At 39.9% G+C, this 22,811-nt stretch carries 16 protein-coding genes and 1 tRNA gene; 4 read left to right on the forward strand and 13 right to left on the reverse strand.

The annotated features are described in order from the left end of the window. The first annotated feature begins 2 nt into the window (after nt 1-2). Complete coding sequence (locus AAFF35_RS11355; RefSeq protein ID WP_342332596.1) at nt 3-1,118, forward strand: TlpA disulfide reductase family protein; 1,116 nt, start codon at nt 3-5, stop codon at nt 1,116-1,118. 283 nt (nt 1,119-1,401) lie between these two features. Beyond that, nucleotides 1,402-1,734 (forward strand): alpha-L-fucosidase, encoded by a 333-nt coding sequence (locus AAFF35_RS11360; RefSeq protein WP_342332597.1) that lies wholly within the window; start codon nt 1,402-1,404, stop codon nt 1,732-1,734. A gap of 493 nt (nt 1,735-2,227) precedes the next feature. Here the strand turns inward: AAFF35_RS11360 and AAFF35_RS11365 are convergent, their stop codons facing one another. From AAFF35_RS11365 to AAFF35_RS11385, 5 genes are all read right to left on the reverse strand, one after another. Continuing rightward, nucleotides 2,228-2,647, reverse strand: coding sequence for a hypothetical protein (locus tag AAFF35_RS11365; protein ID WP_342332598.1), 420 nt, complete (start codon nt 2,645-2,647; stop codon nt 2,228-2,230). Between the two features lie 40 nt (nt 2,648-2,687). Continuing rightward, entirely contained in the window at nt 2,688-3,620 is a 933-nt protein-coding gene (locus AAFF35_RS11370; protein ID WP_342332600.1) for a hypothetical protein, read from the reverse strand. 784 nt (nt 3,621-4,404) lie between these two features. Next, nucleotides 4,405-4,614: a hypothetical protein gene (locus AAFF35_RS11375; RefSeq protein ID WP_342332601.1), complete on the reverse strand. Its 210-nt coding sequence runs from the start codon at nt 4,612-4,614 to the stop codon at nt 4,405-4,407. Between the two features lie 379 nt (nt 4,615-4,993). Continuing rightward, nucleotides 4,994-5,800 (reverse strand): AraC family transcriptional regulator, encoded by an 807-nt coding sequence (locus AAFF35_RS11380; RefSeq protein WP_342332602.1) that lies wholly within the window; start codon nt 5,798-5,800, stop codon nt 4,994-4,996. Continuing rightward, nucleotides 5,801-6,772 (reverse strand): aldo/keto reductase, encoded by a 972-nt coding sequence (locus AAFF35_RS11385; protein ID WP_342332603.1) that lies wholly within the window; start codon nt 6,770-6,772, stop codon nt 5,801-5,803. A 188-nt stretch (nt 6,773-6,960) separates the two neighbouring features. Between AAFF35_RS11385 and AAFF35_RS11390 the strand changes: the two genes are divergently transcribed. After that, complete coding sequence (locus tag AAFF35_RS11390) at nt 6,961-8,820, forward strand: tetratricopeptide repeat-containing sensor histidine kinase (protein WP_342332604.1); 1,860 nt, start codon at nt 6,961-6,963, stop codon at nt 8,818-8,820. A 153-nt stretch (nt 8,821-8,973) separates the two neighbouring features. Here the strand turns inward: AAFF35_RS11390 and AAFF35_RS11395 are convergent, their stop codons facing one another. The 7 genes from AAFF35_RS11395 to AAFF35_RS11425 form a co-directional block, all read right to left on the reverse strand. After that, nucleotides 8,974-10,149, reverse strand: a complete 1,176-nt coding sequence (locus AAFF35_RS11395) for a TlpA disulfide reductase family protein (RefSeq protein WP_342332605.1) — start codon at nt 10,147-10,149, stop codon at nt 8,974-8,976. Between the two features lie 42 nt (nt 10,150-10,191). After that, nucleotides 10,192-11,610 carry a PKD-like family lipoprotein gene (locus tag AAFF35_RS11400; protein WP_342332606.1) on the reverse strand — a complete coding sequence of 473 codons (1,419 nt, stop codon included), beginning with the start codon at nt 11,608-11,610 and terminating at the stop codon, nt 10,192-10,194. 10 nt (nt 11,611-11,620) lie between these two features. Beyond that, nucleotides 11,621-12,358: a DUF4843 domain-containing protein gene (locus tag AAFF35_RS11405; RefSeq protein WP_342332608.1), complete on the reverse strand. Its 738-nt coding sequence runs from the start codon at nt 12,356-12,358 to the stop codon at nt 11,621-11,623. A gap of 13 nt (nt 12,359-12,371) precedes the next feature. Then, the gene (locus AAFF35_RS11410) at nt 12,372-13,805 is read right to left on the reverse strand and encodes a RagB/SusD family nutrient uptake outer membrane protein (protein WP_342332610.1); all 1,434 of its coding nucleotides are present in this window, start codon (nt 13,803-13,805) and stop codon (nt 12,372-12,374) included. 24 nt (nt 13,806-13,829) lie between these two features. Continuing rightward, nucleotides 13,830-16,931 (reverse strand): SusC/RagA family TonB-linked outer membrane protein, encoded by a 3,102-nt coding sequence (locus AAFF35_RS11415; protein WP_342332612.1) that lies wholly within the window; start codon nt 16,929-16,931, stop codon nt 13,830-13,832. Nucleotides 16,932-17,369: 438 nt separating this feature from the next. Beyond that, complete coding sequence (locus tag AAFF35_RS11420) at nt 17,370-18,560, reverse strand: FecR domain-containing protein (RefSeq protein ID WP_342332614.1); 1,191 nt, start codon at nt 18,558-18,560, stop codon at nt 17,370-17,372. Between the two features lie 95 nt (nt 18,561-18,655). Next, on the reverse strand, nt 18,656-19,255 hold the full coding sequence (locus AAFF35_RS11425; RefSeq protein ID WP_342332616.1) for a sigma-70 family RNA polymerase sigma factor: 600 nt from the start codon (nt 19,253-19,255) through the stop codon (nt 18,656-18,658). Nucleotides 19,256-19,894: 639 nt separating this feature from the next. Between AAFF35_RS11425 and AAFF35_RS11430 the strand changes: the two genes are divergently transcribed. Then, nucleotides 19,895-19,967 (forward strand) — tRNA-Ile (locus AAFF35_RS11430). 31 nt (nt 19,968-19,998) lie between these two features. Here the strand turns inward: AAFF35_RS11430 and AAFF35_RS11435 are convergent. Continuing rightward, nucleotides 19,999-22,770 (reverse strand): AAA domain-containing protein, encoded by a 2,772-nt coding sequence (locus AAFF35_RS11435; protein WP_342332617.1) that lies wholly within the window; start codon nt 22,768-22,770, stop codon nt 19,999-20,001. Between the last annotated feature and the right edge of the window lie 41 nt (nt 22,771-22,811).

The following is a 22,811-nucleotide window of genomic DNA, read 5'->3' on the forward strand; positions in this document are numbered from 1 at the left end:
TTATGAAAAAGAACACTAACGCCATTTGTATATTGGTCATTTCCATCTGTACATTCTTAATTTTTGGGAATGCAGCTGCGCAGCAAAATAGTGTATTAAATATAGGAGATCAGGCGCCTCCGCTAAAATATTCCAAATGGATTAAAGGTGAGCCGGTTAATTCCTTAAATGGAGAACAATTGTACGTGCTGGAATTTTGGGCCACATGGTGTGGACCCTGTAAGCAAGCAATGCCACACTTAACTAAGCTGCAGCAGCAATACAAAGGTGAAATTTCGTTTATTGGCGTAGGAATATGGGAGAAGGTGCCTGAGGGCAAGCCCTATGAATCCTCATTGCCTGCTGTAGAGAAATTTGTAAAAGGCAATGATGCCAATATGGGCTATTCTGTTATTGCAGATAACAATGAGCAGTTTATGGGGAACAATTGGATGAAAGCAGCAGGAGAGAATGGCATCCCATCTACATTTATTGTAAAGGATGGTAAAATTATATGGATCGGCCATCCAAATTCACTGGATAGCATTTTGCCAGAAATGCTGGCAGGTAAGTACGATATGGAAGCGTTTAAAACCAGATTTACAAAAAGTGCAGCATCTGCAAGAAAACAGAATGCCGAATTGATGGCTGCTTTTACCCCTCTGCAGGATGCAATGAAAGCTAAGGAATATTCAAAAGCACTTGAGTTGATTGAACAGTTAAAACTATCGCAACCCGATTATAAAACGATGATGGATGGCATGAAATTCAAAGTTTTGTTGGAAATGGATGAACAAAAAGCAATGAATTTTGCCAGGCACTGGCATAAAGAACTAAATTCAGCTTCTTCAATTGTGCTCGGTGATGTTTACAATAGGGATGGTTTATCCAAAGATACCTATCTGTGGACAGCGAATAGTTTTGGGAATATTGATACCTTAACGAATCCAATGTTGCTGGATGCATTGGCAACTTGTTTTTTTAAAGGCGGCGACTTTAAAAATGCTATAAATTGCCAGGAAATGGCATTGAAATTAGCCAGAATAGCTTTAAAGGATGGTACGATGGTAGGAAGTATAATGGACTACACAGTTACTGATTACGAAGCTAAGTTGAAACAGTACAAAGCCCAATTATAACTGGTCGTCGATGATTTATGGATAAAGCGCCTTTAGGTGCTTTATCCATTTTTATGAAAAAATCAAATCACAGACCTTTAGATTGTTAGAGCGTGAGGAGGATATAGTTAATTATGAAAACTGAAACCAAGTTGTTGCTGTTATGTCAAATTGCTGTTTAACCAGAGTGCGGGGGAATTAACGGACTGTATTTGAAGCATGAAATTTACACAGATTACCAGGATCGGTATATGGACAACAAACCAGAAGTAAACATGGAGGTTATTATACGACAGAATATGATATGGTACACAATGGAAAAGGAATAGATGAAAAGAGTGAATATCCTTGGAAAGAAAGCCGCGGCATCGGGATGTCTTATGGATATAATAAATTTGAAACAGCTGATGACTATTCCAGCTCAAAAAAAATAATTGATTTACTGATCAATAAAGTTGGGAACCGCGGTAATTTACTGTTGAATATTGGTCTTGATGCCAATGGCCTTATACCAGTAGTAATGCAGGAGAGCCTTCTCAATATTGGCGAGTGGTTAAATCTGAATGGAGAGGCCATTTATGGTAGTTCTGCATGGGAAAAACGCCCCAGTCAAGCGACAAGTCTGTGTTTTTTATGACGAATCAAAATCAACTGTATGTAATCTGTACAAAATGGCCCGATAAGCCGATAACAATTAGGGGCATAAAGAAGGTTGGGAAAGTAAGTATGATAGGCGTAAATAACATTATAAAAAAGTCATTTAAAGCTAATAGCCTTACCATTATACCGCCGGTTTTAAATCCTGGAAATTTGCCATGTGAACATGCCTAGGTGTTTAAAGTGGAATGGTTTATATCAATGTAGTAACCACATTATGGAGAAGAAAATGTAATGTTTAAACAACTCTTACCTAATTAGTTGTTGGTTTTCCACATAACAAGTGAGATAACCATTGATGATAATTTATGATTCTTATTTGTTGTTTATTGTAGTTAAGTGTCTTGTATTCATGATTTTGTGATTTGCGTATCGGCAAATAGTTTAAATATCTGAAAATCAGATTGTTGATTGTTGTTTGAGGACGGGTTGAAGGATGCTGGTAGATATTTTAAGGTGCTGTATATTGAGCCTTATTTTATTCTGATGTATTCGATCTTAAAGCCATCATTAACATTATCAGCAATAATTAGGGTGTCATTTCGCAATGAAATAACGCTGTTCTGATTTGGATGATCCAACGTCGAACTGAACCGTATTGCATGATCTTCTTTACCCGAATAGATGCTTTTAGTCTTATACAGTTCATAGGATCCCTGTTCTGAAACCTGATCGTTTGTTTTTCTGATATAATTAAATCCGATTTTAAACTCAAGGACATGATTTATTGCCGGATCAGCATTCTCAGATTTACCGGCATAACCACCACTTTTTTTGGTATACTTCCATGCACCAATCAACTGTTTATCCAGTGAAGAGCCCGACGGGGATCTTCTGCATGTTGCGGAGCTAAATAGCAGGATCGCCATCAGAGAATAAAATATTGTTTTCATTATGAATATAACAACATCAATTGAATTTGGTTTTCAGGAGCTAGTCCTGCATGCTGTATCTTTTTGTATCCTCAAACCATTTCAGATAACCACTGATCCATAAACCCTGGCCTTCGAGAAATTTTTTCACCACTGGTGTATATACACCGAAATCCGGAAGATTATGATATAAAGTCATAAACTCCTCTACGCGTGAATTATACATTTGCACTGCTTCATCAAAAGCATCTTCCATTGGGCATTTTCGCTCATTTTGAATGACAAGGACCAGGTTCAGAGCTTCTTCATCACGCATTTCCTTTTCAAATGAAATCAGATCATTACTCCATGCAAATAAGTCTCCTCCAATGTTTCTGGCTTGCTGGACAAAGGGGTGTGCTACGATATAATCAGGCAAAATGCCGGTCACCAGTTCTATCTTATCGTTTACAGTGGCCATGGCGACATTTTTCCTGCGGATCGGGATGTATTCCTGAATGGAAGGATAGTTAATGTTTTTACGGTAACTGATAGAAGAATCTATTTCTATGCCTTCAAGATATTCAGACACATCGCATATATATCTTTTTATCCAGTCTTCTGTAGCAATAGCTTCGAATTCCCTCATCAGGATGGAGAACTGATGAATGATTGGATTTTCTTCCGGATCAGGTACTGAACCCCTTGCGACCTCCATCATCCGGCAGGTTACCTTAGACAATTCATCTGCCTGGTAAGGGGCATAATAATCATCCTGTGCAATACCCCAAAGCAATGCTCTGGTAAACGAGATGGATAAAGGAAGGGGGGCATCCGGCCAGGAATGTGCAGCCCAGGAAGCGCCATCAAGTCTTTTCATCATTTTGAGAAAGGGCTCGGGCAGCGTACCATAATCTTCATTGATCCATTGCTCGCTTTTTTCTCTCATTAATGTTAGGTATGGACTTACCCTTGATGGGAATGGGTTAAGGAGGATGGTTTTAAGGTTTTTCATAATGTTTTTTTAAGGATTAAGGATGATTTTTATCTTAAAATGTGCTCCTTTAAACAAACCAAATTGAACCACCCATTGGTCAGTATGTTGTTTTGCTACTTTAGCATGTTGATAAATAGCAGAGACAAAGACGCAATAAAGACGGGGAATAACAATTGCTAACTTTCCCTATATCGCTTGCTGTACTTGGTCCAGATATAAAGTCCGGCAATGAAATGGAGCACATTCTTTCCGATATCTGTATGATGTGTCAGATCTATCAGATTGAGTTTATTGATGACCAAATATGTTTGATCTAGTGTTTGCTTAAATTGTTCGGCATAAACCTCCCTAAATTGTACTCCTGTTTGCCGGCATTTTATAATAATCCAATTGCCTGAATCTTTATCCTCTATTTCCTTCCATACAGAAAGATGGTCATTCATAAATATTCCCCATACATCCATATTACGAATGAGATTAAATATCAGGTCGAATTCTTTACGCCCAAACTTATCTTAAACGATCCAGATCGCGTATGTATACATTCTCATAAGAATCACATTTATTCTGGATTCAATATATTCCTCAGCAAAAAATGACCACCTGTCGATATCATGTTCTTCCATACAGCCTTTAAAATAATCAACCATGAGCATCAGGTAATTGCAGGAAAAGTACAGCACAGTCGACAGCTTAATGAGCATAATATAAGGAACCTCATACGCTACAACAGATATTCTACAGCTTATTTTAAAAATAATAACCGTTACTTTAAGCTCCGGTTATTATAGTTACTCCTGGATTAAAATCCAACGATGCCACCAATTATAGCACCTATATTACTGGCAGTATCCTTAAGCTTATCAACTACCGCATTAACAGTGCCAACGACAGGCTTTATAATTCCACCAACAGAGCCAATAATTTCAGTTAATCCACCGCCTTCAACGTATTTCATCTCTATATCGTTCATTTCCTGAACACCAAGGTTTTTTAATTCTAAACTTTTCATAATTAGGGATTTTTTAATTTAAAATCCTTACTCTATTTAAGGCTTTTCAGGAGACGCCCAGGTTGGCCAACGCTGAAACGAATATAATGATAGTAACTATAAAGATTAAGTGACTGGATTTTTGGTCGACATCACATTTTTATAAATAAAACTTAAAAAGAGTTGTTCTTTAACTAAAGAACGACGTTTATATTTTTTTAATGCGCAATTTTATATCATTTTGTTCAATCTATTCATTTTCCGAAACAGACTTGATCCAAGTTTATGGGGGGCAGGTCAAGTTCGCGCTTAAACGTAAATCAAATAGGAGGCGGGTTGAGAAAGCCATTAGCTATTATAAAATAACTTAGAGAGACTATTTGATAAGCTTAACCTCGCTTCAAATCATCGACGGTGCTTTACCGAATTTTTGTTTGAACGAGCGCGAAAAATGGGGCAGACTTTCGAAGCCGAGATCTAAATAAATGGCCGATGGCTTTTGATGTTTCTGTTCGATCAAATGCTTTGCTGCTTTTAGGCGTTTATCTAACAGCCATTGACGGGGCGGTACGCCAAACGTTTTTGCAAAGTCGCGTTTAAAACCTGCCAGGCTGCGTCCGGTGAGCCGCGCAAATCTTTCAATCGGAACGTTAAAATGAAAATTGGTCATCATAAAGCGCTCCAGATCAATTTTATGAGGTTCTGCAAAATCGAATAAATATGACCTCAATTGCGGCAGGCTATGTAATAATAGTTTAACGCCTTCTTTGACTTTGAGGATACCCATATCTTCTGTGAGCGTTCCTGCTGTGGCCTGTGCGTAAGGAATAATGGATTGAAAATAGCCAAGAAGAAATGGATCGGAGGGAACGGGCACGTTTGATGGGCCGACATATTTAGGACTGGTGTCGATCTGTTCTTCCAGTGCTATTTTGCGCAACAGATCTTCCTGAAGGCAAATAACGATACTTTCATAGGCTTGTCCGGGAAGAGGTGTTTTAGTTAGTGTACCCAGCTGATTTTTACCTACCAGCAGCATTTCGCCTGCTTTGAGCTCCAGGCGCTGGTCGGCCGTTTCTAAATGAAGTTGCCCGGAAACCATCAATACCAGCGTATGATGGTTCCAGAAGCATACTTTATCTTTCCGTTCTGCGGAGAGATAGGAATAGAAGATCACGCCGGGAAGTATTTCAGCTGGATTGGTCATTTATCTTTGTAAATAAGTGCCGCCTAAGATGGCGCCCGGTGCAAAAGTAGTATTTAATAATTCTATTTCAGAGGTTGTAAATTCAATGCTCATGGCAGCGATATTTTCCGGTAACCTTGAACGGCGGCTCATGCTTACCAATGGCATGATATGGTCGCCTTGCGCATTTACCCAGGCGATGGCGATTTGTGTAGGTGTAACTTGTTTATCCTTCGCTAAGGCTTTCAATATTTCCACTTTTTCCAGGTTTTTGATGAGGTTATCGCCTTGAAAACGAGAGAAGTGCAGGTGATGATCATCGGCTGCAAGCGGCGCTTTCATATCGCCCGTTAACAAACCTTCGGCAGTGTTGGCAAAGGCGGCTACTGCGATACCCATTTCTTTAGCTGCCGGCAATAATTCGCTTTCTATTTGTCGGTCTGCCAGTGAATAGCCAATTTCCAGTGCACTGATCGGATGAATCTGGTTTGCTTCACGCAGTTGATCAGCTGTGATCTCAGAAACACCGATGTAGCGGACTTTACCTTCTTTGATCAGGTCGGCTACCGTGCCTATAATATCTTCTACAGGTACGCTGCCATCCATCCGGCAGGGCTGGTACAGGTCTATGGTTTCAATGCCTAAACGGGTAAGCGAATAATTGATGAAATTCTTGATGGCCACAGGGCGCAGATCCAGGCCCAGCCATTGGCCATTATGAAAGAAAGCCCCAAATTTAACGCTGATGAAAGCATCGTCCCTGCGGCCTTTAATGGCTTTGCCGACTAATAATTCATTGTGTCCTGCACCATAGAAGTCGCCGGTATTTAAAAAATTGATGCCATTGTCAAGTGCCGACTGTATGGTGGCTATGCTTTCAGTTTCATCTGGCGTTGAACCTCCCCATACGGAAGACATGCGCATACAGCCCAAACCTAGTTTGGACACGAGCGGGCCGTTTTGGCCCAATTGTATTTTTTTAATCGTTGTCATGATACAAAGATCAGCTTTCGATCATTATTGAGCTTATCTATACGGCTCAAATTAATTATCCTGGTAGCTCATGATAAAATTAAAAACACTGTTTGTAAATAAATGAAATGAACAGATTTTAGGCTTACTTTTAACAGTTTTTGTTCTAATTAAATAATAACTTAGTTTAAACTATTTGCATTTAAGCCATGTCCCGATCAAAAAAACTGATAGGTTATTTTTTACTGATTTTGCCATTTTGCTATGGCACAGTACAAGGACAGTCCAATCTGATCCGCGCAGAGCGGCAGAAATTGCCTTATGTTAAAGACAGTATTCGTTATATCAATTCGATAAACCGCCTGGGAATGCTTTATCATATGAAGGATATTGATAGCAGCCTTTATTTTGGCATGATGGCTAAAGAACTGGCCAGCAGGATGGAGTATCCCAAAGGAAAAGCAGATGCAGATAATGTAATCGCCTCGGTGCTTTATATCAGGGGAATGTACCAGGAATCACTTCAACTCTACACACATGCTTTATCTGCTTACAAAGCGCAAAAGGATACGCCAAATGTGAGTCAGGTAACGATGAACATGGGTAACGTATATCTGAGTCTGAATGACGCTAAAAAGGGGCTTGAGCTTTTTCGACAAGTGATGCGAACAGGAAGGAGAGACAGTATTATGAGCCTTGTATATGCCAATTACTGCATGAGTAATCCGGATCTTTCAGATGATAGTCTTGCGTACTATATTGACAAAACCCGTGAGATTGCCGGTATTTATAAAGACTACCGGGTACTGATTGCAGTAAAAGAATTGGAATTCGACCTGCTGCTCAAAAAAGGCCGTAATACAGCAGCACTAGCACTGCTTGGAACTACGTTATCGGAGGCGCGGAAATATGAGCTTGATGATCAGGAAATTTATTTACTGAGTTCCTACACCAGGTTTTACAAGAATCAGCCGGATAGTGCATTGCATTATGCCTGGCTCAGTTATCAATTGGCTAAAAAAAAGGATTATGTCCTGGAGCTAATCCCGATATTAAAGGACATCTTACACTATACCGCGTTATCAGGTAATAAGGATCAAATGATCAGCGTTCAAAAGCTGCTGGAAAGTGTAATGGCTGAAGAGAATGAGAAGCTTAAAAAATTTGTAGGGGATTACATCAAGTACAGTACCATACAAACTGACAATACATTTTTAAATCTTGTCAATAAGAACAGCAAAACTAAGATCTTGATGTTAATTGTCATTTGTGTAGTTGGTATATTTTTACTCCTTTTTATTTACCGGTTATACCAGATTTCACGTAAACATCAACGTGAACTGGAACAGTTAAACCTGACGGTGCTGGAACAAAATAAAACCTTGCAGGTAAATGATGAATTCAAAAACAAACTCTTCTCTATTCTGGCGCATGATTTCAGGACGCCACTGATCTCTACCATAAGTATTGCCAGCCTAATGAAGGACAATCCTGAGTTTACAAAGTCAGAAATGGAAGAGTTCTATGGCGACATAGAAAGACAAGCTTCGGATATGCTGGATTCATTTGACAGCATATTACAGTGGATCAAGCAACAATTGTCCGGTTATCAATATAATCCGGAAATACTGGTGCTTTATGACCTGTTCTGCGAATCAGCAGAGATCATGAAGCAACAGCTGGACGCCAAAAGGATAACCTTGTCTAATCAGATACCAATGCACATCACCGCAACATCTGACAAGGAAATGTTGCAGTTTGTGAATCGTAATTTACTGTCAAATGCCATTAAATTCTCCCCTGTAGGCAGTACGATTGTAATTAACAGTATGGAGGATGGTGATTCGATTACGGTGTCGGTTACCGACCAGGGGCAGGGGATGGATGAACTAACGATCAGTAAGCTATTTTCAGTGTCCGGTAATTTTGGCTCTTCGACTCAACACGGAGCTGGAATCGCACTTTCTATGTGTAAGGATTTTATTCAAAAGCTTGGCGGGAGAATCTGGGCTAAGAATGCGACACCAAATGGAGCGGTATTCTCCTACGCCATTTCATCAACGGTATAATTCATTTCAAACATTCAATATCCATTTTTAATTTCTAAGGTAAATAAAACAAAATATCCCTCTGAATATATGACAGAAAAAAGAAAGTTTAATAAAGATAAGGGGCTTGAAACTGAATAGCCATAACAGGAAACTTCCTGTTATGGCTATTGTTTAGCGGGACAACTCTATCATGGCAGAAAGCTCCTTCACTGCAGCCTCATTTGGCCAGGCAAATCCACTTGTTTTAAAACGTATTTTCCCGTTCCCGTCAATTACAAATTTTGCAGGGATTCCATCTACACCAAATGAAGATACCGCAGGATTCTTTTTTGTCTCCGGATTTCTAACATCCATATATAAGGGCAGATCCAGGTTATGCGTTAATAGGTAGTTCACCGCATCCGATTTAGGGTCTGGAACAGTTTCCCAGGTGTGAATAAACAGAAACTTTACATTCGGGTCATTCTTGTATTTGTTGACCATCAGTTGCATCCCCGGAAGAGATTTTTTACAAGGCCCGCACCAGGTGGCCCAAAAGTCCAGAACAATCGTTTTACCCTTAAAATCTGACAATGACACTTCTTTACCGTTAAGGTCTTTAACTTTAAAATTTGGCGCCTGCTCGGCGATCATCTTAGCTGTTAATTCCGCCTTATACTTTTCTTCAAACTGATGTGTTAAAGTGGTTAGGTAAGCGTCTGCATCTTTTCCCGGATTTATTTTTGAATAGGCATTTTTCAGTTCTTCCTTAAAATTATCATCAACTAAACCTGCCGATGCTGCTTTTTCCAGCTCTGGAAATGCCTCCTGGTATCTGCCTGTTTTACTCATCAAATAATAATATTGTGCGGTCAATCCTGCACTTTTTCTTGGTGCCTGCTCATAGCACTCCTTTATAGCAGCAAAAGCCTGGTTATGGTCACCTTTCTTATCCATCACCTGACTGTACAGATTTAACAGGAACAGCCGGTCTTCCTGAACATTCGTCGGATTTGCCAATTCTTGATCAATCAATGTTTCTGCGGCTTTCAGATCGTAAGCCATAATTCCCGTCGCAACCGATCCAACATACATGATGCGTGCGGTTTGTGCAATCTGATTAAAATGGAATAAAGCCTTTTCCGAGTTTTTTGCCATCACAAAATTATCTACCAGTGTAGCGATGTACTGGTCAAAACTGTCATGCTGATGGGTTTTCATCAGGCGTGTAAGAATTTCTTCCTTTTTTAAAGGATCGATGAAGATCTTCAAAGAATCAAGACTTGCTTTATAGGGCGGTTCGCCCTGCTGGCTGTATGCTGATGATACTGAAAATAGGATAGTAATGAGCATAAATATTTTTTTCATTTTGACTAGATATTAAGTGATTCTTTAAATTCGTTGTATAGTCTACAGGTTTTGTCTGGCAGGGGCAAGTTGTATGATTTCACCGAAGCCGGTGAATTTTTTAGCGAAGGTGTTATTGCTAAATTGTCCCAAGCCATTAATGTCGAAATAATAGACCTCACCCGCTGCACCGGTATTCACACCAATTACCAGTTGTTTACTGGTGCTGCGCTGCATTTCAATGTCTTTGATCACGTATCCCGAAGGGAAAGTGTAAATCAGGCGTGACGAATTCGCAAGGATGTCGTATAGATAAACCTTGTTGCCAACAGTATAATAAAGTTGTTTTAGAATCGATGAAGTTGCAAAGTTATTTGCACTGCCGATTTCCGGACTATTCAGCATTTTTTGATTAATCCCGGGATAGGTGTTGTCAGCATCACCGGTCAGGGACAGCAAGTAGCGACCGGCATTATCTTCCATAATGCAGTACCATTCAATTCCCTCATCGCCTAAGATGGTTACGCCGCGGTCATAGGCAATCATTTTTTTACCGACGTTCGCCATATCGAAAGACATCGTTGGGGTTTCACGTGAACGTTCCAGGATTCTTGAGAAGTTTCCCATCTGCATAAAGGACATTGTGGTGTTGTCATAAAAATAGCTCAGGTTAAAATTGGCGGGGAAAACACCAGGGAATAAATCATAATTGCCGGGAATGCGTTCGGTGAAAGGGGTAACGTTTTGCGAAGTCGTACCGGAAATGCCAACGTACAAGCTGCGGTCTGCAACAATGAACTGTGAAAATTTTGAGGTGTTCATTGAAAATACTGGTGTGGTTTTGAACGGAAGTGATGTCGCCAAATTTGGAAGTACGGAACTTTTATCGCCAAGTTCCAACCAGTCGTTACTATTAAACCGATACGCATTTTGATCGGTAAAGTAATAGAAGAAACCACCTTTCCCGAAATTATATAAGCTTAATGGTTTTCCTGGATAGGTTTTATTGTTGGCGACTTCCATGGGGTTGTCAAAAATCACATCATCCGTCCGGATCAAAGAAACCTTGCCTTTTCCATCCTCGCTATTGACTACATACCATCCGTCTGGATAGAGCCCGTTTACGGTAATGATATAACGCTGAAGCGTATAAATGCCATTTCTGCTACTCGTCACCCTGTAAGTCATCGGATAAGTACCTGGACTTAAGGTTACTTTGATACGTAAGTTTTTAGATTGGGCAATGACTGTTGAATCAAGGGTCCAGCTGTAGGTAAATGAATCTCCTTCAGGCATTGTTTCTACCAATGTTGGCGTGATGACCAGCGAATCCAATTGAGCTACCGTAAAACTGGTAGTGGCATCCTTAATCTTAATATCGTTAATTTCCTGATATTTAAATGATTGATTGTCCTTGCTGCACGCAAATGTTAGCATGACTACAACAATCAGGCTGAGCTTTAAAAAATATTTTAAATACATAATATTAAAATTAAGGGAAGGAAATTTGTTGACCGTTCTCATCTAATAATGGACCATTTGCAGCTTCATAAGCGGCCAGTGCGATTCTTAGCGTAACAGGAAAGTTCAATTGACCGTCAAGCCCTATCTTTTCGTAAGAATAATCTGTGATACCCAGTGTTTTCACCATGAACTTGTATTTTACAGCGCTAAACTCCCCAAAATCTGACGAGAGTTCTGGCCAGTAAGCAGGTTCGATATACTGGCTGGTTACATCAATCTTCAGATATCTGAAATTTTCTTCAGTCTGCAGATTCGCGGTTGTAGCGGGTGTCGCGCCAAAAGTACCCAAAGTAAAGTCCTTGGTTTCTGCCGGTTCCAATACAATTCTATACACATTGCTTGCCATACCAACAGAGTTGATCAGTATAAGGGGATAATTAAATGTGGAGACTCCGGCTGGAATGACTACTTCTTTCAGCTCAAAATCCACTCCTGCAGTGGCATTCGTTCCTTCAACTGCTTTTAGCAGTACCGTACGCGGCTGATCGGACAGCTTCCCGGTAATGCGCAAGGGTATAAATAGGGTGTCCCTTTGTTTTTCAGTAGCTTGCAAGGCAAAAGAGTAACTTCTGATTCCAGTGGTATGTAAAAGTTGGTAAGTATAGGCAAAGAAACTAATGCCATTCTTTCCCTGATAGCTCTCGACTACCTCTTTCTTGCAGGAAAAAAGGCAGACTATGATCATAACACATAATAAGTATTTCATAATATCGGTTTGATTAGTTAGCATAATTCGGATTAAATTGAAGTTCAGCATCTGGAATTGGGAGTACATAATCCTTTGGTGTCATACTGATGTTACGGAATTGCATGAGTCGTGACTTAATGCGCTTATAATAAAAGAACAACTGCCCTTCCGCATAAAATTCCTTTTGGTACTCCTTAGTGATCTCCGAACTGAGTGTGCTGGCTGTAATGGTATTTGCCAGAATGTCAAGTCCCCTGTTTTGGCGTACTGTATTTAGATATTCAACGCCGATGGCCGGAGTTGCCGCTGTTTCAGCCAGGATATAGTACATTTCTGCGAGGCGTATACCTGGTACATACTGATCCCGTAAGTTGTCGTTAATCGCAGTTGTAGCAGTAGAGGCCTGCCAGAATTTAGAGGGAAATGTGCTTCCTGCATCAGACTCAAGGCGATATACGTATCTGATGTCTGTGGTGCCTCCGGCTGCGGTTTCATAAAGCCTGGAAAAGTTAGCGTCGGTTCGCGTTAGGGTTTGTTCTACAGCGCCTCTAAACCTGAAATAACGTTGTACGGTAGGCAATATATCCCTAACCCTGATCATAAATACCTGCTCATTGAAATACAAGCGGTCACGTACCACCAATCCCGCAGATATCGCACTTGCCTCTGACTGCGTTACAAACTTATATTTCGTCGAGTTGATCACTACATTTGCAGCAGCAGCAGCACCGGCTTTATCGCCACTGTACAATCTGATTCTTGCTTCCAGTGCTTTTACGCCATAGTAATTCAGTTTATTCCGCCTGGTCCGCAAATCACTGGTCACAATCGGATCAACCGGCAATAACAAATCTTCGGCTTCTTTCAGGTCTGCCAGGGCGAATTTAACGACATCAGCAGTTGTTGACGGTTTATTTGCATTTTCGTTGACGTCCTTTTTGTAAGGAATAGCCTTTAGATTGGCACCCGCAGTATATTCAGGCCCGAACATCCGCAATAAATCAAAATGTAAAAATGCCCTTAAGGCTAAAGCCTCGCCACGGAGCTGTGCATACGAATTATTCGTCAGCACAGACCGTCTTGTTTCTGTATTTATAATGATCTTATTCGCTGCGGCAATTGAACTGTAGCTGGTAAACCAGATGGCATTGGTATATCCGGCCACTTCTGTTGAAGTATAGTTCAGGGCTTGTGTCTCCTGTAGTTTAACCTCCGACTGGGAATTAATTGTTGAGTAATTTTGTGCCAGCGCAGAAATGAAACCCATAGAAAGGTTATCTCCGTAAAGGTTTTTACTGGACAGCTGGCCATAAACGCCTGATAAAGCCTGTTGAAAACCAGGTTCTGAAGTAAATAACTGATCTTCAGATAAACTTGTTTTTGGTGTTACATCCAAAAATTTTTTACAACTGGAAAGCGTGGCACTTATTGCCAGAATTCCTATGATTAATGTTGTTCTTTTCATTGGGATATGAATTTGTTTTTTGAATTAAAATCTTGCACTCAGGCCAAATGTGTATTCCCTTGCAAACGGATTATCTGTACCACGTTCAATTTCAATGGTGCTGAAGTTGGCCAGGTTATTCGTTGTTCCACTAAGGGTCAGGTTCTGCAAGCCTAATTTTTTAACGAAGGGTGTTTTGAACTGATAGCTCAAATTAACTGAGCTGAGCTGAATGTTGTTGTCACGCTGAACAAACCTTGAGGTAAGTTTTGTTGGTGTCGGTGAGGAAGTAATTCTCCGGTATGGACTCAAACTTCCAGGTCCGGTCCATCCCAGTTGGTATGCTCTCCGGTCTACGTTATTTTTAGCATCAACAGCTTCCACCCGGTTTAACAAGGTACTGTTATACAGATCAGCGCCGTAGTTATAATTGATGCTAAAGTTTAACGTGAAACCTGCATACATGAAATTTGAATTGACAGCACCAGTCCAGGTTGGACGGCTATCGCCAACATAAACCTTATCATTCACGTCCCAGACAAAAGTAGGGGTACCATCTAATTTACGATATACTTCCTGACCGGTAATGGGATCAATACCCAGTGATTGTACGGCATAAATGGCCGTAGTTGACTTACCTTCAATAAACTGGGCATTCTCCACAGTCTGTTCGGGGTTATTGGTATTTAGTGCGGCATTGAAGGATTTAAGTTTGTCAGACAATTCTTTTAATACGGATTTATTAGTCGCTGCATTGACAGATACATTCCACTTTAAGCCTTTGCGAGGTTGGGAAAATATGGTATAACCCAAATCGAGTTGCAATCCTCTGTTCTGGATTTTACCTAAGTTTTCGGTGTAAGAAGCAAAACCTGTACTGGGCGCCAGTGAAACTGTAGTCAGGGCATTCTGGGTGACTTCATTATACACCTCCGCGTTGAAAGTCAAACGGTTATCAAAAAAGGAGGAAGCAAGACCAACATTCGACTTCAATACCTGTTGCCAGCTCAAATTCGGATTCCCAAGTCCACCAGGAAAGGCACCTACTTCGCCAAAATAACCAGTCGTTGTGCCGAGGTTATACCTGAATTGCGCTGCATAAGGGTTCTGTACAGAGGTACCGGTAGAACCGTAGCTTCCACGAATTCTCAACAGGTTGACTTTTTCGCTATCCTTCAGGAATTTTTCGTTGTTGATGTTCCATCCTAAACCTGCAGACCAGAAATTACCAAATTTATTATTTTCTCCATAGGCCGAAGAGCCGTCCCTGGTATAGGTGAAATCGGTAAAGTACCGGTTGTCATAAGAGTAATTGGCACTTCCGGTATAAGAAAGATTGTTTATTGTACTTTCTGCCCCTGTAGGTCTGCTGTCTGCATATTGAGCAGCAAACAGGAGGTTATCTAAACGGTCAAAAGGAAAACCCTGTGTAGATACGGAATAGGAATTAAAGCGTGTACTGGCGAGCCTGAAGCCTGCATATACCGTAACACCGTGCATTCCAAAATTCCTGTTGTAATTTACTGATCCTGTTCCGTCCATGCTAAAGGAGGTGCTGTTGTCGACAGTGTAGCTACCCCTTGCACTTAAATCGGAGACGCCATCAAACCGGCTGTCCAGAGCCGAATAGAAATTGTCTACCGTTCCATTCACCTTTGTGATTCCCAGGGCGCCATTAAACCATAAAGATTTATTGACATCATAACGCACAGTAGTGTTGTTTCTTAAATTGAAATTCTTATTTCTGTTGTTAATGGTGTTGTAGGTAACATCCATCAATGGATTTAATTTAACAGAGCTTACCCCTGTTGCGCCGAAGCCTGTATTGATATTTTCCAGGTATTTATTTACATTCCCATTTTCATCGTAAGGTTTCCAGTAGGGATTCAAATCCAGATACTGACTAAATTCTCCATAAGGTGAATCATTGGAAATCACCTGCGTGGCTATGGTATTATTTTGGAATGTTAATTTATCCGTTTTATAACTCAGCGTAAAACTTCCGGAATAATTTTTCCTGTCCTGTTCTTTCATTACGCCCTGTAACAGATTTCCACTAAAGGTAAGGTTAAAGGTCAGCGACTGGTCACCTCCGCGTAAAGACAGGTTGGTTCTATTGTTGATGCCTGTTTGAACAGGAATAGATTTCCAGTCGGTATTCACACCGCTCAACACCGCTTTATACCTTTCGGAATTAATATACTGACCTCTATAGCTGTCGGTAAATCCGACACGCCTTTCAAAATCCAGTTTTTCTGTTGAATTCAGCATGTGGTAAACAGAAAGGTCGGGAGAAGATAACGTGAAATTGTTGCTTATAGAAACCTCTACTTTTCCTCTTGGTGGCAGGATCGTGGTAACCACCATAACACCATTACCTCCACGGGAACCGTACATTGCCGTAGCCGAAGCATCCTTTAATAAAGTTACCGAGGCAATTTGATTCATGTCTAAGTCTACGATCGCCTGTAATGAAACCTGAAATCCATCAAGAATGAATAATGGGGTATTGGGGTTTCCAACAAGTTCTGAACCAAGGGTCGGGTAGGAGGTCTGCCCACGCATGGTCACTTCCGGAAGTGCGTTGATATTTCCTCCTATCTTGTTGTTGGGAATCATCCTGAAAGAAGGATCAAGTGCGGCGATACCGGTAAACAGATTTACCGGACTCACGGCCTTAAGTTCGGCAGCAGTCATGGTTTTAGCAGCACCGGTATAGGTACTGACCTTCCTGTCGACCATCCCCGTAATCACTGTCTCGTTCAGTGAGCGCTGATCCTCAACCATGTAAATGGTATAGACTGAGTTCGCTGAGATCGGCACATCAACCGTCTTATAACCAATGAATCTGAATTCCAGAGATTTAGCATCCCTTGGAATGCTAATGGTAAATTTTCCATTTTTATCCGTCTGGACGACCGACTTTGTTCCCTTAATTGATACTGTAACGCCCGGGATGGGCTTACGGTCTTTGTCGTCACCTACAAAGCCGGAAATGATTTCCTGATAGGTCTGGGTACCCGCTTTGATAACCACAGTCTTTTCTGTAATAATGAAATCCAGGTTTTGCCCGGCAAAAACCTGTTTAAGCACAGCTGATAAATCAGAATTTTCCACCTGAATGCTGACTGGTGATGAATTTTCCAACAAATTGTCTGAGTAAAAAAAGTTGTAACCTGTCTGTCTCCTAAGCTCCTTAAAGACAGCTCTAAGCGAAACATTTGACTGGTTTAAGGTCACTTTTTGGGCAAGGCTCGACGCACTTACCTGCATAAGGCATGCTATTATAATTACGATGGTTAAGCGCATAGTTAGCAATAATTTTAGGTACAGCCGTTTAGGCATACCAAATTTCTTTGAATTTTGATACATTAGTGGTCGGTTTGGTTGAGCAGCCTCTTTTGCGTTGGACCGTAGGGAGGACTGCGGTTATAATTTTGATTTTAATCAGATAATCCAAACTTTTACCAGGTCCTGATGTCTAGTCAGGGCTTGGTTTCGTTGAACATATCTTTAGCTAGTGTAGTTTTCTTTTCATGTGGTTTGGTTTAAGGTTAATATTCTGTTAATTAATAGGTTGGTTGATTATTTTGATACGTATACTGTTCTTCCTTTGACTTCAAAATGAGCTTCTCCGGTTGATTCCACAATCTCAAGTACTTTTGACATTTTATCAAACCTTGATACGCTGCCACTAAACCGCTGCCTGGTTTTTTCACCAATGTAAATGACCTCCACATTATACCATCGTCCGATCATTTTCATGATGGTTTCAATGCGCTCACTTTGGACTACAAATTCATTGTTTTTCCAGGCAACAGCCAGGTCTGTATCTATTTCATTGATTTGTATTTTATCGCCTGAAAGCCTGGCCTGTTGCCCTGGTTTTAATATTCTGGAACTACCTGCTGCAGACAATTTCACACTTCCTTCCAGCAAGGTGGTTTTTTCTACTTCGTCATCGGCATAACTGCTGATGTTAAAATGTGTGCCCAATACTTCCACTTCCTGCCTGTCTGTCTTCACAATAAATGGGTGTTGCTTATCCTTCGCTATTTCAAAATATCCTTCACCGGTAAGTTTAACCACGCGTTTTCCATTTTCAATCAGAGAAGGGGTGTAGGTCAGGCTCGAAGCCGCGTTTAAATAAACGACTGAACCGTCAGGTAAACGTACCTGATACGTTTCTCCCCGGGCGGTAGATAAGGTATTGGAGGCGTTCGGGTCAGAAACATTTTCATTGATTTCGTACACCAGTCTGCCATCAGCGGATTTGGTGATGACCATTCCCGATTCCCTTCCAATTTCTCCCTTGGAAGCATTTGCTAAACTGATCTTCCTGCCATTTGCGAGGGTAAGTGTGGCGCCAAAATCACCCGGATTTACATCCTTTACCGAGACTACGGCAGGGGCCGGAAGCTTTCCTGATTTGTAATTGAAGAAATAAACTCCCGTACATACTATAGCCAGAGCAGCAGCAACAGCGGCGATTTTTAACCAGAGTTTAACGGTTTTATTTTTACCGGCAGGTATAGCTGCTGCTGTCTGAATCTGAATGAACAAGTCGCGGTCAACCTTTGCCAGTACTTCGGCAATGGCAACATTAGCTTCATAACTTTCGTCCTGAATTTCTAAAACGTCTACGATGATGTCTCTCAATAGTTCCTGATCTTCATCAAGCTCAAAGTAATTCATCAAACGCTGTGTTTCTTCAAAGCTACAGGTATTGTCCAGGTATTTTTTGAAGAGGATATAAAGTTGATCAGATGATTCCAAGGTTCAATTTTTACAGCTAATACGGAGCTAAGCAAAAAAATCCTTAGTCAGTTAACAAAAAAATAACAATTACTTTCGAAAAGTAACGATCAGGATCAAAAACCTTTGAATAAAACACCTAAAACTACAGAAATGGTAAGTGTGGAGGAATCCTTAAAATAGGTTCGGAGAAATCTATTGGCCTGCAGCATATGGCTACTGATGGTTTTGGCGTTAATCCCCATAATCTCCTCTACTTCTTTGTAAGATTTACCCTCTAATTTGCAGAGTGTAAAAACCATTTTACGCTGAGGAGGCATCAGGTCTATGGCCTGTTGCATTTTTTTGGCTTCTTCTTTATTCAGCATATCTTCTTCAATATGAAGGTACAGCTCTGAACTTGAAGCCACCATTTTAGTCAATAAACGTTTATCTTTTGCCGCTTTCCGAAAATAATCATGTACCAGGTTCTCTGCGATGCGAAAAAGATAAGATTTAAAAGACTTTTCGGGATCAATCTGTGCGCGTACTTCCCATATTTTGAAAAAAAGCTCTTGCAATATTTCTTTTACCAGATCCTCAGATTTGAGAAGTTTGAACAAATTTCCGGCGATCCGAAATTTGTAATTGTTGTAAAGCATTTCAAACGCACGCGCATCACCGCTTTTCAATTGAAGCAATAAAGACTTCTCGTCAGTTTGATTAGTGTTGACCATTCGTCTTACAAAGATACATTAACAAAAGAAGACAAAGTAATCATAATTTCTGGAAAGGCTACTGGACTCCTCCCTTTACCCAACTGCACACCCCATATCCTGCAAGTGTATATATATTTCTTCCACTCAGGCTTCTTATTGAATTTAAGTCTTTTTTGAGTCCTCTGAAAAATAATTTTGATTATCAGGAAATTTGTGTATCATTGCAGCATGAACATGATCTCAATACAAAGCTTTATACCACAGCCGATTTATCGGAGGGGATAGCTATGTATTGAATAAAAAATATTTAAAACAAAGAATCCCCTTAGAAAACCTGAGGGGATTCTTTGTTTTAAAGGAGAATTTTTAGAATGAAGTGTTTCGAGTCTATATAACAAAACATAAATAAATAATAACATGAAAACGACATCAATACAAAGCTTTATACCACAACCGATTTATCGGAGGGGATAGCTATGTATTGAATAAAAATATTTAAAACAAAGAGTCCTCTTAGATAACCTAAGGGGACTTTTTGTTTAAACAAGAATGATTTCCCGATCTATTTTCCTGTGGTGCAATGGCAGCACGTCTGATTTTGGTTCAGAAGATTGTGGTTCGAGTCCATGCAGGAAAACATAGTTTTTTATGATAAACGGAAATATAGCTCAATGGTTAGAGCAGTACCCTTATACGGTACCGGTTAAAGGTTCGAGTCCTTTTATTTCCACCTATTTTCCTGTGTTGCAATGGTAGGTTAATCAAGACAACCCCATTGCAACACTTAAACTTTCAATAATTCTTGTTTCCTCATCGTGTCCATCGGTTGATAATCTAAGCAATGGCAGTCCGATAGTTTTCAAAATATGATTCTTCCTGCTGTCTCTTTCCTGTTGCAATTTATTGTTATGGAATGAAACCCCGTCCACCTCAATAGCTAATACTGGAGTTTTATCAATTTTGTTGTACAGCAGAAAATCAATTCTTGAATTATTTTTTATGAACCTGATTTCCTCTTCAGAGAAGAGTTGGGAACCCCGAACAAGGTCTAGAAGTTTATATTCTCTGACCATATCAATTGAGGAGAATTGCGTGTTGTTTAACAATATCTTCTCGTTCAACAGCTGATGGATAATAAGCTCCGCAGGAGATCCTTTGACATTCTTGTTCGATAAAAGAAACTGTTTAAAGGCCTTATTGTACTCTTTATACAGAAGATCAAAAACAGAGCGGATGCTGCCTTTGATCATCGTTTCAGCCGGGTCGGTGGTATAACAGATATAGCGTATCAGATCACCGATATTAGTTCCGTGAGGAAGATTCATCGATGCCGGTTTTACTACAATAAATTCTTTAATGGCTCTTGATACGGCAACATTTACCAGGTTGGGGTTATCAATAAATGTTCCTATTTTGTTTTTAACCGTATTAAATATGATCACCTCTTTTTCCCGTCCCTGGAACTTATGTATCGTATCGGCTTCTGCTCCGGATGGCAGCTGTTTTTGCAGTATATCTGCATGGTTTCTATATGGCGCAATAACTCCAACTTTTGTATAGTCCGCAGAATAGTGCTCACGGATATAGAAATCTGTTTCGTCTATCTGTCTCTGATTGTAATTAGTCTGTCCACCCGATATATTTGTCTCAATGATTCTAAATGGATGATGATCCGTACAAGTCATAATCACCAGCTGATTATTGTAGTACTTTTTATTACAGAATCCAATGATCGTAGGATGACATCTGTAATGTTCTTTTAGCAGCACCGATTTAACGTTATCCCGATATAAGCCTTTCAGCGAGTTCAAAATATTCTGTTTAACATAGTCATATGCGGGAGAAATGTTGTACTTAACCCGAAAGTGCTCTGCTGCTGCTTTACTCTGTTTGTCAACAATATGGGTAAGCTGCATACTATCTCCAACAACAACTACATTTCGGCAACATGAAAAACATACGGCAGACTTTATAATATCTACCTGTGAAGATTCATCTATAATCAGATAGTCAAACAGGTGTTCTTTGGGAATGCTCGTGTGTAGCGAGAGCGTAGAGCTTAAAACAACGGGATAATGCTTTGTGAAATCATCAAACTGATTACGGTAATCTTTAGCCGTAAATGTTTTTTTGTCTAATCGGCTGTATTTTTCATATAAAACAGCATTGAATACCTCTTTAGAGGTTTCAATAAAACTTTTAAGATTAGCGTCTTCATTGTTAGCTGCCAACCAGTTTTCAATATCCAGGATTTCGTTCTTTATTTTTGCTATGTATAATTCATAGAATTTGTGGTTAACATAAACGGGTAACTCTTCACTGTGCCGATTAATACTGGTGAGGTCAAATAAACCATATTGCAGCACAAATCTCAACTTGTTTATGATAGATAACTTGTTTTCAAGGTTAATTGCCGACAGCAATTTTTTCAAATTCAAAGCTTTTCTGAAATTCCATTTGCGGTAAAATTTCTTGTCGAGCGCAAACTTTATGTTCTGCTGAAGTGGTTGTTCTGCTTTTATATGGTTAAACTCTAATTCAGCATCAGACAACTTCGTTTTTAAGGTGGCTAATTCATTCCGGGATTGAAAGCATTTCATGAGTATGGAATCCAAATCCCGAACCTCATTCATTGCTTCTGTCAATCGCTCTTCCGGAATTTTAAAATCCTGATCTATCGTTTGCGCTTTAATATTTTCGAAGAATGAGGTCTTGTTGTCGTTATTTCCAAGTGATGCCACAACCATTTCATAGCCATATTTCTCTAACTTTTCCCGCACATTGAATACCGCAGTATTATTGTTTGAAACAATTGCAACAGTTTTGTTCTGTACAATAAGATTGGCTATAATATTTAGGATTGTTTGGGTCTTTCCTGTTCCCGGAGGACCTTCTACTATGCTTATGCTATTTCTAAGCGTAGTCTCAACCGCTAGTTTCTGACTTGCGTTGCAGCCGAAAGGATAGATTAATGTCTCTTTTGGAATGTTAAGAGCAGGGTTGATTCCTTCAATGTAGTTGGATAGTGCCGACCTTAATTCTGGTATACCACCCATACCATCCAGAGCCTTGAGTAATATTTCAGTACTTATTTGATTCGGATTTTTACTATCTGTCTCCTCTGATGGAATGTCAAATGATACTCCACCACTTTCTTTTAGGATCTCTTTAAAATAATTGATTACTGATTCCGTCTGACCAATATTTCTTTTTATATCAAAGATTTGAATATTGGCATTGTTTTCAATTGGAGAAGAGCAACGGTCTCCATTTCGAAAAATCAAATAACGACCATAATTATCAACAGTATTATATTTCTCATTTAATTTACCATTCTCATATATGCATACATCTTCTCGTCTCGATACAAGCGGATGGTATTGCACTTTGTCAGCTCCATAATTATAGCTGCTCCCATTATTAAATGTGATGCGATACCCGTTGTCAATACGAACAACCGTTGAAATATTTCTTTTATATTCAAATTTCAGGGAGGTGTTGTTTTTTAAGTATACGATGAACGGATGATCCATTAACTTCTTTTGTTATAAATATATAACTTCGAAATTACTAA

The sequence above is a fragment of the Pedobacter sp. FW305-3-2-15-E-R2A2 genome (assembly GCF_038446955.1).
GTDB lineage: Bacteria > Bacteroidota > Bacteroidia > Sphingobacteriales > Sphingobacteriaceae > Pedobacter.